Raw genomic sequence first — 13,872 nt, forward strand, 5'->3', positions numbered from 1 at the left:
GCAAATGGCGGGATTGCGTTGGCATGATTGGTTGTTGAGCGTTGGTCAAAATGGTTGTTTTTACAGTAGCGCTAACAGTCGGCGGCGGTCGCGGTGTCGACGCCCTTGAGGCAGCGCAGGGAGTCGACCCTCCTCCTCCACCTGGGCTTGCGGGCCTCGGCCCCGACGAGCCCCTCGAGCCTCGACTTCTCCTCCGCCGCCCGCCTGACCGCCTCGACGTAGTAGGCCAGCACCTCGTTGTCGGCCCCCTCCGCGAACCTTATCGACTCGATCCAGGACCAGTGCGCCCGGGTCCAGTTCCCCTTCCTGTGGATTGGCTACACTGATGTGGACAGTTCCGGGAGGGGCGCGAGAGACGGGAGGGCCGTATATGAGGGACCCCAGGCACCCGAGGCATTTCACCGACGAGTTCAAGAGGCAGATAGTCGACCTCTACAACGCCGGAAAGCCCAAGCGCGAGATCATGGACGAGTACGACCTCGGCAAGAGCACCGTGGAGAGGTGGATCAAGTCGATAAACGCGACCGGCTCGCCGCGCGCCGCGGACAACCGCACGCCCGAGCAGAACCGGATCCTGGAGCTCGAGCGCGAGAACCGCAGGCTCCGGATGGAGGTCGACGTCTTAAAACAAGCGGCGCTGATATACGCTCGAAAGTGAGGGCCATAGCGGCCAACGAGGGCCGCTACCCCATACCAGCGCAGTGCAGGCTCCTCGGCGTCGCGAGGTCGACGTACTACTCCATGCGCTCGCGGGCCGACCGGCCCGACGCGCCGGACCCCGCCGCGCCGGCCGTGGTCGCGGCCCACGCCGCCAGCAAGGGCCGGTACGGCTCGCGCAAGATAAAGGCGTCGCTCGAGAGGTCGGGCGTCACCGTCAGCCGGCGCCGGGTCTGCCGCATCATGAGGGAGAACGGCCTGGTCAGCGCATACGGCAGGAAGAGGTTCAAGGTGCACCCCGGGGCGGTCAACGAGGCCGACGTGCCCAACGTCGTCGCGCGCGGCTTCGGCGGCAGGGCGCCGCGCACCCATATATGCAGCGACCTGACCTACGTGCGCGTCGGGGCCTCGTGGAACTACGTCTGCCTGCTCGTCGACCTCTACAACAGAGAGATCGTCGGTCACTCCGCCGGGCCCAGGAAGGACGCCCGGCTGGTCAAGTCGGCGTTCGCGACGGTCTCCTTCCCCATCTCGGACATCGAGGTATTCCACACGGACCGCGGCAGCGAGTTCGACAACGCCGAGATCGACCTGATGCTCGAGACCTTCGGCATAGAGAGGTCGCTGTCGGCCAAGGGCTGCCCCTACGACAACGCCGTCGACGAGTCGACCAACAGGATACTGAAGGCCGAGCTCGTCCACCGCGAGACGTTCGGCACGACGCGCGAGCTACGGGCCAAGCTCTCGGACTACGTGAACTGGTACAACAACTTCAGGATCCACTCGACGCTGGGCTACATGTCGCCGGTCGAGTTCAGGGAAGCGGGGCTGTCCCTCCCGGAATCGTCCAAATAGGTGTTGCCAATCCACTGCGGCCGGTGGGCGTTCTCTCGTCGAAGACGAGCCCGTGCCTGAGCAGGAACTTGGAGAGCCGCTGCTTCGAGCGCGAGAGGTCGTCCCTCGCGTCCTCGAGCGCCCTGGTCAGGTCGCGGGCGGCCTCGCACTCGTCGTCGGGGACCCACACCTCGACCACGTTGCCGACCGACAGCATGCGGGCGAGGAACTCGGCGTCGTTGCGGTCGTTCTTCCTGCGCCTGTCCGCGCTGGGCTTGATCATCTTCGAGACGGCGCCGACCACGCAGTCGACCCCCAGGCCGGAGAGCCTCTTCTGCAGGTCGAACCCCGTGACCCCGGACTCGTACACGCACCTGGCCCTGGGGTCCACGGACCGGACCCACGCCGCGACGGCCCCGGCGTCGTAGCCGAAGGTCGCGCAGCGCACCTCCCCGGTCATGACGTCGAGGGAGACGGCCTTTATCGAGCGGGCGTGGACGTCGAGGCCGACGAAGGTGGTAGTATCGAGCATGGGAGCCCCTTCCATGAATGCGGCGTGGCCGCCACGGCTGGATTAGACACTCACCATTGTCGGCCTGATCCGCGGACTTTCATGCCGGGGGCTCCCAATGTTTTTATGTCCTGCTCATATCGTCTCTGCCGGCAGTCGGGGACACTCCTTGCGCCAGCGTTGCATCGAATGCTCGGGAAAATACGAGCCGGTATTTGGCCGAATAGTGGGTCGCGGTTTCCGGATGGGGTGGGTTGCGGAAAGCGCGACCCGGAATATTGCTCTGAAACGGGATGCCGTTTCCCGACAAGGCTCAACCGGAAAGCGCATCCCATTCTGAGGCGGCAAAACGGGATGCGCTTTCCGCGCGACAGAATCTATGCAGCCGTGTTGAGCGACAGCCCCGCTACTCGCCCAGGATTAGCGCCGCGAGCTCGTCCTGGGTGTCCACCACGTAGTCGGCGCCAGCGGCTTCCAGCTCTGCGCGGCCGCGGAAGCCCCAGGTGACACCCGCGCTCTTGAGGCCGGCGTTGTGACCGGTCAGGATATCGACATTGGAATCGCCTACATAGAGTGTGGTTGCCGGGTCGGCGCCTAGCTCTTTCATCACGTGCAGCGTAACAGGTGCCTCGGGCTTGGGAGGAAACGCATCGACGCGGCCCTGCACCAGCGCAAAGCGCTCGGAACCAAAGTATTTCTCGATAAGCGGAACCGCCGAGACGTGGTCCTTGTTAGTGAGCACGGCAAGCTGCACACCCGCGGTGCGCAGGCGGTCGAGCATCTCGATCGTACCGGCGTACGGTGCGGTGTGGTCTTCCTTGTGCTCGCCGTAATAAGCCCTAAACTCGGCAAGCGTCTGCTCAAACATACGGCCGTCGCCCGCATACTCGGCGGGCATAAAGCGCTCGACCAGCTTGAGCATGCCGTTTCCCACCTTGTAGCGGTACTCGTCTACGGCAAACGTGGGCCAGCCGTGCATCTCGCAGGTATGGTTGCCGGCGGCTGCCAGGTCCTCGAGCGTGTTGAGGATGGTGCCGTCTAAATCAAAAATCACATGGGAAAAAGCTGCTGCCATGGGTGCTCCCGCCGTTTGGGTTATAGGACGCACCCATGATAACGGGCTGGCGTGTCGGGCATGTTTGAAATCTGAACAACTTTGACTGCCGTGTATCGGGCCGCGCTGCCCGACCATCTCTGTCGTTAGCAAATTCTCGGCAGCTGCTCTCCTACGAGCATGTCGAGGATGCGGGTCGAGCCCCAACCGGTACGTACGCGCACGGCGGGGCGGGCGTCCTCGGCAAGCGGCAGCACGCGACCGATAATGGCGGCATTCTCGCCGTAGCGCGCGGCGCGCATGGCGGCCAGCACGGCATCGGCCCGCTCGGCCGGCACCACGGCAACCATCTTGCCCTCGTTTGCCACCTGCAGAACGTCGTAGCCGAGCATCTCGCAGGCGGCCTGCACGTCGGGGCGCACGGGCACGGCATCCTCGTCGATCTCCATGGCAACACCGCTGGCCTGGGCAAACTCGTTAAGCGTCGAGGCCAGGCCACCGCGCGTGGGGTCGCGGAAGCAGCGTGTGTCGGGTGCTGCGGCAAGCACATCGGCAATCAGGTGGTTGAGCGGCGCGGCATCGCTTTCGATGGCGCTCGAAAACGCCAAGCCCTCGCGTTGGCTCATGATGGCGATGCCGTGGTCGCCGAGTGTGCCCGACACCAGGATGACGTCGCCGGGCCGGCAGTTGGCACCGCTGAGCGTCACGCCTGCGGGCACCTCGCCTACGCCAGCGGTATTGATGTAGACGCCGTCGGCACCGCCACGCTCGACCACCTTGGTGTCGCCGGTGATAATCTTCACGCCTGCCTCATGTGCCGTTTCGGCCATGGTCTGCACAATCTGGCGCAGCTTGTCCATGGGATAGCCCTCTTCGAGGATAAAGCCGCATGAGAGGTAGCGCACGTTAGCGCCCGAGGTCGCGACGTCGTTGACGGTTCCGCACACGGCGAGTCGGCCGATATTGCCGCCGGGGAAGAACTGCGGCGAGACTACAAAGCTGTCGGTCGACATGGCGATGCGCCCGCTCGCGGGCAGCGCAGCGACGCCGGCATCGTTGCCCTCGAGCAGTTCGGGCGACCCAAAGGCATCCAAAAAGACCTCATCGATGATGCGTTTCATCATCTGGCCGCCAGAGCCGTGGCCCAACAGGACAGTGCTATCGGTGGCAGTACGGGACATATCGAAAACTCCAATCGTGGGGGGTCGGCAATAGCTGAGTGTGGCAGAATCGATGTTAAGTAAAAGTCAGCGAGCGCCATTCAGGCGAAGTGAGTTGCCTTGAAAGAGGAGGCTGCTGGGCTTTTGCCCGCAGCCGACGATTGAAAGGCAAATCGCTCGCCTGAATGGCGCGCAGCGTCGACCGGCCCGCCGTTCGTTAGAGCGGCGGAACCCATTAGCCTCGGTAGCGGAAATATGCTGCACAGCTGCCCTCGGAACTCACCATGCAGGGGCCGATGGGATGCTCGGGTGTACAAGCGCGGCCGAACAGAGGGCAGTCGCTCGGCGTAATGGCCCCGCGCAGCACGTCGCCGCAGCGGCACCCACGCGGCTCGACCGTCGTCTCAACGGGCACGTCAAAGCGAGTGCGGGCATCAAAGCGCGAGAACTCGGGGCGGATGGAAAGGCCCGAGTTGGCAATCGGCCCCAGCCCGCGCCACGTGGTGTCGCATGGCTCAAACACCTGCTCGACCAGCTGGCGCGCCACGGGGTTGCCGTCTGCGTTGACGCCACGGCGGTAGGCGTTGTCGATTGCGGGCTGCCCCTCAACAACCATCTGGACCAGCATGCAGATGCCCTGCAGAATATCGACCGGCTCAAATCCGGTGACTACGCCTGGGGTCTCGAACTCATCGACCAAAAAGTCAAAGGGGGCTAAGCCCGTGATGGTGGCGACGTGTCCCGGAAGGATAAAGCCGTCGATAGTGGTCTCGGGATCGTTGGCGATGGCGCGCAGCGCCGGCGGCGTGGTCTTGTGGGCGCAATAGACCGAGAAGTTCTGGAGTCCGCGTGCATCGGCCTCCAAAATGGCGGCGGCGATGGTGGGCGTCGTGGTCTCAAAGCCGACGCCCATAAAGATGACCGGGCGATCGGGGTTGTGTTCGGCGATATCGAGTGCATCGAGCGGGGAGTACACAATGCGAATATCGCGCCCCGCCGCCTTTTGCGCGGCGAGCGAGGTAGACGACCCGGGCACGCGCATCATGTCGCCAAAGGTGGTGATGATGGCGCCGTCCATCTTGGCGAGCGCGATTGCATGGTCGATATCGCGGTTGGCGGTAACACAGACGGGGCAACCCGGACCGCTCAGCAGTTTGAGCCCGGCAGGCATAATGGAGCGAAAGCCATAGCGACCGATGCTCACGGTGTGCGTGCCGCAGACTTCCATAAGGTTGATGGTGCGGTCGCCGACGAGTTCACGGATGCGCTCGATGAGCTCGCGAGCCAGCTTGGGATCGCGGAATGCCGAGAAGTCGATACCGGAGCGAGCCGGCTGTCCGGCCGCCACTAGTAAGCCTCGGCCGGGTTGGTGGCCAGCTGGTCTTCTTCGACCAGTTCGGTCATGGTGTTGACCAGGTCGAGCGTCTCCTGCGCCTCCTGCTCGTCGACAATCTGAATGCCAAAGCCGGCGTGCACGAGAATATAGTCGCCTACCTGTGCCGTCGGCACGAGGCGCAGCGAAACGGGGCGCTCGATGCCCATCATGTCGACGGTCGCCTTAAGGTCGTCGTCGCGTTTGACCACTTTACCGGGAACGGCAAGGCACATAATGTTCCCCTTTTATACGTTTTGCGCTGGATAGGCGCCTAATTACCCATCAGTTGATGGTAGCGCTCGCAGGAGTCACGAGCAAACGCGTTACACCTGTGAGACGGCGGCGCGCAGGCTGGCAAAACAGCCTATCGCGATGCTGTCTGCGCGAGGCGAGCGCGAGCGATGACGGCCTGACCGTAGGCGATACAGCCGTCGTTGACGGGCACGGAGCGGGGAATCAAGACAGTGAGACCCATGCTTTTGAGCTCGCGGGTGAGGAGCTGAAGCAAAAGTCGGTTCATGAACACGCCGCCCGAGAGCGCGACGGTGTCGAGGCCTTCACGGGCGCAGATTTCGCGTGCGATTCGTGCCGAGGAGCGCGCGATGGTGACGTGGAAGTCGAGCGCGAGCTTGCCGGCGGGCACGCCGGTCCTGATTCCCTCCAAAAGCGCCTCAAAAAGCGGTCTGGAGTTCAGAACATGGCAGTCGTCCGGACGGGATGATTCGGTTACGGAAAAGCTGACCATATTGCCGGTGGGGCAGGCACTTTCACTGCTGAACGCGCGCCAGGCGGCGGCTTCGAGTTCTATGGCGGGTTCGCCCTCGTAGGTTGCCTTGTCGCAGATGCCCAGAATTGCTGCCGCGGCATCAAAGAGACGTCCCATGCTGCTGGTACGCGGGCTGTTGATGCCGCGCTCGATCATGGTGGCTGTCACGCTACGCGTTTGCTCGTCGAGGCTGTCCAAAAGCTGAGCGGCGCCTGGGTGCTCGAGTAGGCCGAGTTCGCTGAGCAGGGCAAAGGCGTTGCGTCGAGCGTCGCGTACGGAGGCCGCCCCGCCGGGGAGCGCCCAGGTGAGCAAATGCGCGGTGCGCTCAAAGCCGTCAAGGCTGGCAACAAGAAACTCGCCGCCCCAAATGGTCCCATCGGTGCCGGCGCCGGTGCCGTCGAAGGCGATGCCAAGGACACGCGTGTCGGTTGTAAGCTGGCCCGCGGCGATGGCCTCGGCCATTACGCTCGCGATATGCGCATGATGGTGCTGCACTTCGACGAGCGGCAGATTGCATTTTCGCGCCTGCTCGCGCGCCCACTGGTCCGATAGATAGCTGGGGTGTAAATCGCAGGCCAAGGCGGCGGGCGCCAAGTCAAAGAGATCTTCCAAGCGCGTGCGCGCGGCGTTCCAGGCATCGAAGGTCCCGCCGTTTTCAACATCGCCGATATGCTGCGACACAAAACAGGTTGCCTCGCCGTTCGTCCCTTCGCGCGTGAGCGCAATCGTGGCCTTTTGTTGTGGCCCGCAGGCGAGCACGCAGGACGGAGCGCCGTCGAGCGCCGGCAACGGCAGCGGCTGGGGTGCATATCCGCGGGCACGGCGCACGGGCATAATGGCGCCGTTGACCACGCGCACCACGGAGTCGTCGTAGCGCGAGAGGATCGCGCGGTCGTTGCCGAGTAGCGCATCAGCAATGCCGGCGGCAACGAGGCGCTCCCAGGCAAGGTCGTCATCGGTCTCGATGGGCTCTTCGCTCAGGTTTCCGCTGGTCATGACGAGTGCGTGCACACCGCGGGCTTCTGCTGCGGCAAGCAACAGATGCTGAAGCGGGGTGTAGGGGAGCATAACGCCGAGCTCGGGAAGGTCGTGCGCGACGGACGGCGCGAGCGCGAGGGCGTCGGGGGAGCCGCCGCTCTCGCAAACAGCACGTCGGCGCAGCAGCACAATGGGGCGAATGCTGCCGGCCAGCAAGCCGCGCTCAACGTCGTTGACATGGCACAGGCGTTCAACGTCGGCAAGGTCGCGCACCATAACGGCAAGCGGCTTGTTGCTGCGGCGTTTGCGACGACGAAGCTCGGCTACCGCCTGCTCGTTGGAGGCGTCACATGCCAAGTGAAATCCGCCCAGGCCCTTGATGGCGACGATGCCACCGCCGGCCAGCAGCTCAATGCAGCGCTCGATGATAGCGTCGCTGGCTTCGCGTGTGGTGCCGACGGCCGGCAACGCGGCGGCTTCGCCCGGCTCACCGCCCACGCTCGCTTCGCGCCACGTGATATGCGGCCCGCAATCAAAGCAGGCATCGGGCTGCGCGTGAAAACGCCGGTCGAGTGGGTCGGCATACTCCGCGGCACACTCAGGACACATGGGAAAACAATTCATCGACGTGGCCGCTCGGTCATAAGGCAGCGACCGGATGATGGTAAAGCGCGGTCCGCAGTTGGTACAGTTGATAAAAGGGTAGTGATAGCGCCGATCGGCGGGGTCGAACAACTCGCGCAGACAATCATCGCAGGTGGCGATATCGGGCGAGACGAGCGTCGTGTGCGCGGTCTGGTCCTGCGATGCCACAATACGAAAGCCCTGCTCATCGGCAGCGCTCCAGCCGCTAGGCTTCAAATCCGCAATATCGACTCGCTCAACGCGAGCCGCCGCGGGCGCATGCTCAGAAAGAGCAGCGACAAATCCGTCAACCGCCTCGGCACGGGCGTGCGCCTCGATATGCACGCCGTCGCCCGCGTTGAGCACCCATCCGCAAATGCCATGCGCCATGGCCTCGCGATACACAAACGGCCGCATGCCAACGCCCTGCACAATGCCCGTCACATGAATATGCACATGTCGCATGCGACACCCCTCATCAAAACCGACCAAATAGGGACAGGTGCGCTACAGCCCCAGGCTCTGCTTGGTGGCGGCGCACGTGAGCTCACCGTGCTTAACGCCGCGCAGGCCCAGCAGGCGGTCGGCTAGTTCGTAGACGCGCTCGCCGCGACCCTTGAGCGCCAGAATCTCTAAGCAGTTGTGGTGATCCAGATGCACGTGCATGGTCGATACGATCTCGTCGGTGTAGTCGTGCTGCACTTCGTCCAGACGGCGCGTCAGGTCGCCGGTATGGTGGTCGTAGATCATGGTGAGCGACCCGATAACATGCTCGTCGGGCGTGCGCATCTGCTCCTTGGCGATCGAGGCGCGAATCAGATCGCGTACGGCCTCGGATCGGTTAGCCACGTCACCGCGGCGCGCGATCTGCTCGTCAAAGCGGCGCAGCAGGTCGTCGGGCGCGGTGACCGAAAAGCGGACCAGCTCGGAGCTGGAGCCGCTGTAGCGGCAGCTTGCATCGTCGTCCGCACCGTGATTGTGCGCGTGCTCGTGCTCGGCCACGTTACACCAGTTTCACAGAGCCGACGGAGTTGTGGTCGGCCTCGATGGCCTCCTCGTAGCCCTCGAGCGCATCGTGCGCCTCGTGGAGTGCCGCCATGGCGGCCTCGAGCTTGGCGCCAATGCGCTCCATGTCAAAGTTCTCGGTCGCATGCAGCAGCTGATGGCTCCACTCGTGAGCGAGCTCAATGGTGTCGTCGACCTGCTTGACGCTCATGGCAAGCTGGCTCATGTTCATTCCGACGTCATGCATGGGGAGTCTCCTTTTGTACGGGGCGATATGGTGGTTCAGATTCTACTACGCCCGCCTTGAGCGCCGCCGCATAAGAAAACGGGTGCGAGTCCGTCTGACCCGCACCCGTTCACTGGGGGCTGTTTGTATCTACCATACTATCCGTGGTCGCATACCTTGCGTTTGGCACTCCGGCGAGCGGTGCGAAACCGCTCATGGACGGCAGATGGGTAACAAGCGTATTACAGATGTTTCTCCAGCAGTGCCTGAAGTCTTGCCTTGGGCAAGGCGCCGACCGAGCGGTCGACCTCCTCGCCGTTCTTAAAGACGATCAGCGTGGGGATGCTCATGACGCCAAACTTCATGGCCAGGTCCTGGTTGTCGTCGACGTTGCACTTGGCCACAGCCAACTTGCCGGCCAGCTCGTCGGCAACCTCGTCTACGATGGGCGAGAGCGAGCGGCAGGGGCCGCACCACGGGGCCCAAAAATCAACCAGTACGGGCAGGCTGTCGTTAACGATGGAATCGAGGTTCTCGGGGGTAATCTGCTTAATGTCAGCCATGGTGACCTCCATAATACGACGCGGCTCGGCCGCGTAAAACTCAGTACGACCGTGCTTATACCCAGCGGCCCGCAAAGCAACCACTCGCGGGCGGCTCTTTTATATAATGGTGGGCACGCAAACGATTGGAGAGCGCATGCCCACGTCACAAAGCCAGAAAAAAGAAGCCATCGCTCAGGCGACCGAGCAGGAGCTCGCGTCGCTTGCAGGTCGCGGTGTGCGTATCGCGGGCAACGCGTGCTCGCCGATTGTGCTGGTCAAAGGCGATTTGGATGAAGCCGAGTGCTCGGGCGGCGAGCTGGCTGCCGGCGCGGATGGCGCCGCGTTGCGCAAGGCGCTCGGCGCCATCGGATATGCCCCCGAGGACTTTTGCGTGCTGGCAAGCGTCGCCGGCGCGGGTGACGGAGCGGTCGCGGTGGGCGAGACTCTGCCGTGCGACCTGTTCCGCGAGGCGCTGGAGGCTCTGGACCCCGAGGCGGTGCTGCTGCTCGACAACAGTGCGGCCGATGTCATGCGCGAAACCTACGCCGATATGCTCGTGGCGATTGATGACTTCGACACCGCCATGCTCAAGCCCGGCCTGGTCGCCCATGTGCAGGGCCGCCGCGTGCTCGCGCTCGATGGCTTTGAGGCGGCGCTGACCGACAAAGCGGCCAAGCAGCGTATGTGGGCCTACATCAAGCAGCTGACCCCGGCGGTCGCTCCACTGTAGCGGATCGGCACCGGCGAGCGATTGCCTGGCGGGCGAGGCGCGCCGCGAGATCGGCGCCGTACTTCTACATCACAGCGCGCAGCTCAAACCGATCGCCGTTAATGCGGAACTGGCAGTTGCCGTTCATGCGCTCCACGGCAAGTTTGATGCTCTTGGTTCCAAAGCCGTGGCCCGCATGCCGGGTCACGGGCATGCCGTCGACCATGCGCGGCGCGCGGTCAAACGTGTTGGAAACTAACAGCAACAGCTGGCCGTCCTCAAGTCGCAGGTCAAGGTCGACGAATCGCTTTCCTTGGGGTGCGGCGCTTGCGGCGGTGATAGCGTTTTCCAAGGCATTTGAGAGCACGCTAAACAGGTCGGCGTCACCTACGTGGACGGTTTCGGGTACGGCGGCGCGCAGGTTGGCGGTAATGCCGTTTCTATTGATATCTGAGTTGAATGACGAAAGCGCGATGTTTACGGTCTCGTTGGCGCAGAAGCGGCGTACGGCGGTGCGGTCGCCGGCTTCGCAGAGTTCGTCGATGCGGTTGAGCGCCTCGTCGGTGTGGCCCTCCTCAATTAAAGTGGCCAGGCCGCGTAGGAAGTGGCGCATATCGTGGCGAAGAATCGACAGCTCGCGCCCAGATTGACGCCAAGCCTCGAGCTCTTTGATGGCGGCGCTGTCGCGGGTTTCGAGCATCCAACGCTCTCGCTCGGCGGTTTCCTTTTCTTCGTATTCGCGCAGGTAAACGGCAAGAAACATAAGATAGAAGGCACAGAGCGCAAATGCCAAAAACTCAACTGTCACCACCGAGCCCGAGTGGAACAGCGTGGTGTAGACGTTGGTGGCGTAGTCAAAGATGTAATAGACGAGCGGCAGGATTAAAAGGATGCCCAGCTCGGTGGGGCTTTTAATCGCCAGGCGGGGTCCAATGTCGCCGGCCCAATGCAGCAGGACGGCAAAGACGCCGAGCGTGGTAGCGATGCGTGCCAGATAGTACGCGATCTGAGAATCGGTTGCGGCAAATGCGGCGATGCCCATCCAATTGCTGAACTGGCAGCTCAGATAGGCGCTGGTGACGCCCAACGTCGCGAGTAGCGGACTCAAGTGGTAGCGCGCGCATAGGTAGACGGTAAGCGGCAAGTGCACGACGAGCGGATAGACCTGACGGGCAAAAAGCTCTCCGCCAACGACATTGGCGATCGAAAAGGCAGCGCCGGTTGCGGCTCCGACCCCCACCAACTCGAGTGCATGGCGTCGATTGATTTCGATACCGCACAGCGCCGCCGAGGCAAAGACGCCAAAGAGCAGCGTCGTGGCGTGGTGGATTGCCCAAAGGACCATTTCGACCGAGGAGATCATCAGCGCCTCCCGCCCTCAAAGCGCACCGCAAAGTAGGCGTCTTGGAACCCCTGCTTGCTGCTGCGCGACAGCGGAATGCACGCGCCCGAGCGCATGACGATGTCTGTGCGATCGAAGTGGTCGATGTTGCGCAAGTTGACCTGGTAGCTACGGTGGCATTTAAAGAAGGTGGCATTTTGCGCCAAACGGTCCTCGACGCTGCGGAACGATTCGAGTGCCTCGATATCGCGTCCGTCGCGCAGATGGAAGACCACGTGCTTGTTGCGCGCCTCGGCATATTCGATGTCGGACAGGCGCAGGGCGTGGTAGCCAAAGGACGTTTTGATCACGAGCTCGTCGGTTGCCGCCGGGCGCATGCTCGAAAGTTCGTCGAGTAACTGCGCCAGGCGTTCGTAAGTCACGGGCTTGAGCAGATAGTCGAAGGCGCGGACCTCGTAGGACTCCAGTGCAAACTCGGGCGACGAGGTGAGGAACACCAGGCGCACGGCGGTGTCGGCCTGGCGCAATTCGCGTGCGGTGTCCATGCCGTTGACGAGCGGCATGATCATGTCGAGCAGGATGATGTCGGCGCGCGACGCGGCATGGCGCGCCAGCAGGTCCTCGCCGCGCGTGACGAGCGCAACATCGACCGCCGTGCCCGTCTCGATCGACCAACGGTCGATCATCCGGTGCAGTCTATCTAGAAAAGCGGCGTCATCGTCGCAGGCAATAATCTTGAGCATTCTGAGCCCCCTTAGTAGTTCGATTTTGCCACATTGGGCGCGGACCACTCGCGGGGGAGCGCCCGTTCGTGCCTCACGGTGCGCAACTCGCGCCGAGCGGTATTGCGGTGGCGAAAGATGCCTCCTGCGCTATCGAGAGCTCGGCTATCCTCAGCTTGCCAGTTCGAAAATGGACCTGCCGCATGATTGAATCTTTATTTCAACCTTACACCTAGGTTTACAGCTGTCTTGTCAGCTGTAAACCTAGGTGTCATACTAAAGCCCCAAGATTCGCCAAAAGAGAGGGGCCTTGATGGCACAGAGCGCGAACATGGATGCGTCGGAGCTTGCACGCGATATCGCGGCCGGCCTAGCATCGGCAACGACGGCAACGGAGCGCGCGGCACTGGTGCCCGCAGAGCTTGTCGAGGCCATTCAGCAACTAAAAACCCAACGTGACGCGGTGATCCTGGCGCACTACTATGTGGCGCCCGAGGTTCAGGCTGTGGCCGATTACGTCGGCGACAGCTTCTACCTGGCAAAGCTCGCCAAAAGCCTACCGCAGCAGACTATCGTGCTGTGCGGCGTGGAGTTTATGGGCGAGAGCGCCAAGCTGCTCAATCCCACCAAGACCGTGCTGCTGCCCGAGCCGGGCGCGGACTGTCCCATGGCGCACATGGTCAAGCGCGAGACGGTCGACGCGGCGCGCGCCGAGTATGGCGACGACCTGGCCGTGGTGTGCTACGTCAACTCGACGGTCGAGATCAAGAGCTGGAGTGACGTGTGCGTTACCAGCTCAAACGCCGTCAAGATCGTCTCCGAGCTGCCGCAGCAGCACATCTTGTTCATTCCCGACCAAAACCTGGGACGCTTCGTAGCCGAGCAGGTGCCGCAAAAGCACGTCATCCTCAACAACGGCTACTGCCCGCGCCATCACATCATCACCGTCGAGCAGATCGTCGACGCGACGGAGGCCCACCCCGACGCGCTCGTGCTGGCGCACCCCGAGTGCAAGGCCGACGTCCTGGCCGAGGCCGACTACATCGGCTCCACCGCCGGCATCATCAAGTATGCCGAGGAGTCGGACGCGAGCGAGTTCATCATCGTGACGGTCCGCGGCGTGCTCTACGAGCTCGAGCGCCGCTGCCAGGGCACCGGCAAGAAGTTCTATTTCCCCGCGGTGCAGCCCACCTGCGTCAACATGGATCTCATCACGCTCGAAAAGCTCGTGCACTGCCTGGAGACAGGCGAGGGCGAGGTGCAGATCGGCGTGTCGGACGAGGCTGCAGACCAGGCCAAGCTCACGCTCGACCGCATGCTCGAGTACGCAGCGCGCTAGAACAATGTGGCAGGAGGGACGGTCC

General features: G+C 63.1%; 15 protein-coding genes. 3 read left to right on the forward strand and 12 right to left on the reverse strand.

Translation table 11 applies throughout. The features are described 5' to 3' along the window. Nucleotides 1-71 precede the first annotated feature (71 nt). Nucleotides 72-233, reverse strand: a complete 162-nt coding sequence (locus ACRX4W_RS05790; RefSeq protein WP_241154619.1) for a hypothetical protein — start codon at nt 231-233, stop codon at nt 72-74. 137 nt (nt 234-370) lie between these two features. Between ACRX4W_RS05790 and ACRX4W_RS05795 the strand changes: the two genes are divergently transcribed. Continuing rightward, nucleotides 371-1,512 (forward strand): IS3 family transposase gene (locus ACRX4W_RS05795; protein ID WP_420897178.1). Its coding sequence is split into 2 segments (ribosomal slippage): nt 371-629 and nt 629-1,512, totalling 1,143 coding nucleotides; the frame shifts between segments, so codons are not numbered across the junction. Here ACRX4W_RS05795 and ACRX4W_RS05800 read toward each other — a convergent pair. The 9 genes from ACRX4W_RS05800 to trxA form a co-directional block, all read right to left on the reverse strand. Continuing rightward, on the reverse strand, nt 1,472-2,023 hold the full coding sequence (locus tag ACRX4W_RS05800) for an IS110 family transposase (protein WP_241154621.1): 552 nt from the start codon (nt 2,021-2,023) through the stop codon (nt 1,472-1,474). The genes ACRX4W_RS05795 and ACRX4W_RS05800 overlap by 41 nt on opposite strands. A 385-nt stretch (nt 2,024-2,408) precedes the next feature. Continuing rightward, nucleotides 2,409-3,077, reverse strand: coding sequence for an HAD family hydrolase (locus tag ACRX4W_RS05805; RefSeq protein WP_124785752.1), 669 nt, complete (start codon nt 3,075-3,077; stop codon nt 2,409-2,411). Between the two features lie 125 nt (nt 3,078-3,202). Then, on the reverse strand, nt 3,203-4,237 hold the full coding sequence (gene hypE, locus ACRX4W_RS05810) for a hydrogenase expression/formation protein HypE (protein WP_124785753.1): 1,035 nt from the start codon (nt 4,235-4,237) through the stop codon (nt 3,203-3,205). A 214-nt stretch (nt 4,238-4,451) separates the two neighbouring features. Continuing rightward, on the reverse strand, nt 4,452-5,564 hold the full coding sequence (hypD, locus tag ACRX4W_RS05815; RefSeq protein WP_241154622.1) for a hydrogenase formation protein HypD: 1,113 nt from the start codon (nt 5,562-5,564) through the stop codon (nt 4,452-4,454). Further along, entirely contained in the window at nt 5,564-5,824 is a 261-nt protein-coding gene (locus ACRX4W_RS05820; protein WP_089573632.1) for a HypC/HybG/HupF family hydrogenase formation chaperone, read from the reverse strand. The genes hypD and ACRX4W_RS05820 overlap by 1 nt, the downstream gene beginning before the upstream one ends. A gap of 131 nt (nt 5,825-5,955) precedes the next feature. Beyond that, complete coding sequence (gene hypF / locus ACRX4W_RS05825) at nt 5,956-8,424, reverse strand: carbamoyltransferase HypF (protein WP_124785754.1); 2,469 nt, start codon at nt 8,422-8,424, stop codon at nt 5,956-5,958. 42 nt (nt 8,425-8,466) lie between these two features. After that, nucleotides 8,467-8,961 (reverse strand): nickel-responsive transcriptional regulator NikR, encoded by a 495-nt coding sequence (nikR, locus tag ACRX4W_RS05830; protein ID WP_117839950.1) that lies wholly within the window; start codon nt 8,959-8,961, stop codon nt 8,467-8,469. Nucleotide 8,962: 1 nt separating this feature from the next. Continuing rightward, nucleotides 8,963-9,211 (reverse strand): hypothetical protein, encoded by a 249-nt coding sequence (locus tag ACRX4W_RS05835; RefSeq protein ID WP_006235225.1) that lies wholly within the window; start codon nt 9,209-9,211, stop codon nt 8,963-8,965. A gap of 221 nt (nt 9,212-9,432) precedes the next feature. Beyond that, nucleotides 9,433-9,753: a thioredoxin gene (gene trxA / locus ACRX4W_RS05840; RefSeq protein WP_432299594.1), complete on the reverse strand. Its 321-nt coding sequence runs from the start codon at nt 9,751-9,753 to the stop codon at nt 9,433-9,435. Nucleotides 9,754-9,889: 136 nt separating this feature from the next. On the opposite strand from trxA, the gene ACRX4W_RS05845 reads away from it, so the two are divergent. Next, the gene (locus tag ACRX4W_RS05845; RefSeq protein ID WP_124785755.1) at nt 9,890-10,465 is read left to right on the forward strand and encodes a hypothetical protein; all 576 of its coding nucleotides are present in this window, start codon (nt 9,890-9,892) and stop codon (nt 10,463-10,465) included. Nucleotides 10,466-10,529: 64 nt separating this feature from the next. Here ACRX4W_RS05845 and ACRX4W_RS05850 read toward each other — a convergent pair whose 3' ends face one another. Continuing rightward, the gene (locus tag ACRX4W_RS05850) at nt 10,530-11,807 is read right to left on the reverse strand and encodes a sensor histidine kinase (RefSeq protein ID WP_117839952.1); all 1,278 of its coding nucleotides are present in this window, start codon (nt 11,805-11,807) and stop codon (nt 10,530-10,532) included. After that, nucleotides 11,807-12,529, reverse strand: coding sequence for a LytR/AlgR family response regulator transcription factor (locus ACRX4W_RS05855; RefSeq protein WP_117839953.1), 723 nt, complete (start codon nt 12,527-12,529; stop codon nt 11,807-11,809). Before ACRX4W_RS05855 ends, ACRX4W_RS05850 begins: the two co-directional genes overlap by 1 nt. A 292-nt stretch (nt 12,530-12,821) precedes the next feature. Between ACRX4W_RS05855 and nadA the strand changes: the two genes are divergently transcribed. Then, a complete protein-coding gene (gene nadA, locus ACRX4W_RS05860) occupies nt 12,822-13,847 on the forward strand; it encodes a quinolinate synthase NadA (RefSeq protein WP_117778740.1) in 1,026 nt (341 codons plus the stop codon). The last annotated feature ends 25 nt before the right edge of the window (nt 13,848-13,872 follow it).

Source organism: Collinsella aerofaciens, from assembly GCF_964283865.1.
Taxonomy (GTDB): domain Bacteria; phylum Actinomycetota; class Coriobacteriia; order Coriobacteriales; family Coriobacteriaceae; genus Collinsella.

What these genes read in the sequence shown, in the direction of transcription:
- ACRX4W_RS05800 (WP_241154621.1), bottom strand. Translation starts at nt 2,023, where the DNA reads ATGCTCGATACTACCACCTTCGTCGGCCTCGACGTCCACGCCCGCTCG.
- ACRX4W_RS05805 (WP_124785752.1), bottom strand. Translation starts at nt 3,077, where the DNA reads ATGGCAGCAGCTTTTTCCCATGTGATTTTTGATTTAGACGGCACCATC.
- hypE (WP_124785753.1), bottom strand. Translation starts at nt 4,237, where the DNA reads ATGTCCCGTACTGCCACCGATAGCACTGTCCTGTTGGGCCACGGCTCT.
- ACRX4W_RS05820 (WP_089573632.1), bottom strand. Translation starts at nt 5,824, where the DNA reads ATGTGCCTTGCCGTTCCCGGTAAAGTGGTCAAACGCGACGACGACCTT.
- hypF (WP_124785754.1), bottom strand. Translation starts at nt 8,424, where the DNA reads ATGCGACATGTGCATATTCATGTGACGGGCATTGTGCAGGGCGTTGGC.
- ACRX4W_RS05835 (WP_006235225.1), bottom strand. Translation starts at nt 9,211, where the DNA reads ATGCATGACGTCGGAATGAACATGAGCCAGCTTGCCATGAGCGTCAAG.
- trxA (WP_432299594.1), bottom strand. Translation starts at nt 9,753, where the DNA reads ATGGCTGACATTAAGCAGATTACCCCCGAGAACCTCGATTCCATCGTT.
- ACRX4W_RS05845 (WP_124785755.1), top strand. Translation starts at nt 9,890, where the DNA reads ATGCCCACGTCACAAAGCCAGAAAAAAGAAGCCATCGCTCAGGCGACC.
- ACRX4W_RS05850 (WP_117839952.1), bottom strand. Translation starts at nt 11,807, where the DNA reads ATGATCTCCTCGGTCGAAATGGTCCTTTGGGCAATCCACCACGCCACG.
- ACRX4W_RS05855 (WP_117839953.1), bottom strand. Translation starts at nt 12,529, where the DNA reads ATGCTCAAGATTATTGCCTGCGACGATGACGCCGCTTTTCTAGATAGA.
- nadA (WP_117778740.1), top strand. Translation starts at nt 12,822, where the DNA reads ATGGCACAGAGCGCGAACATGGATGCGTCGGAGCTTGCACGCGATATC.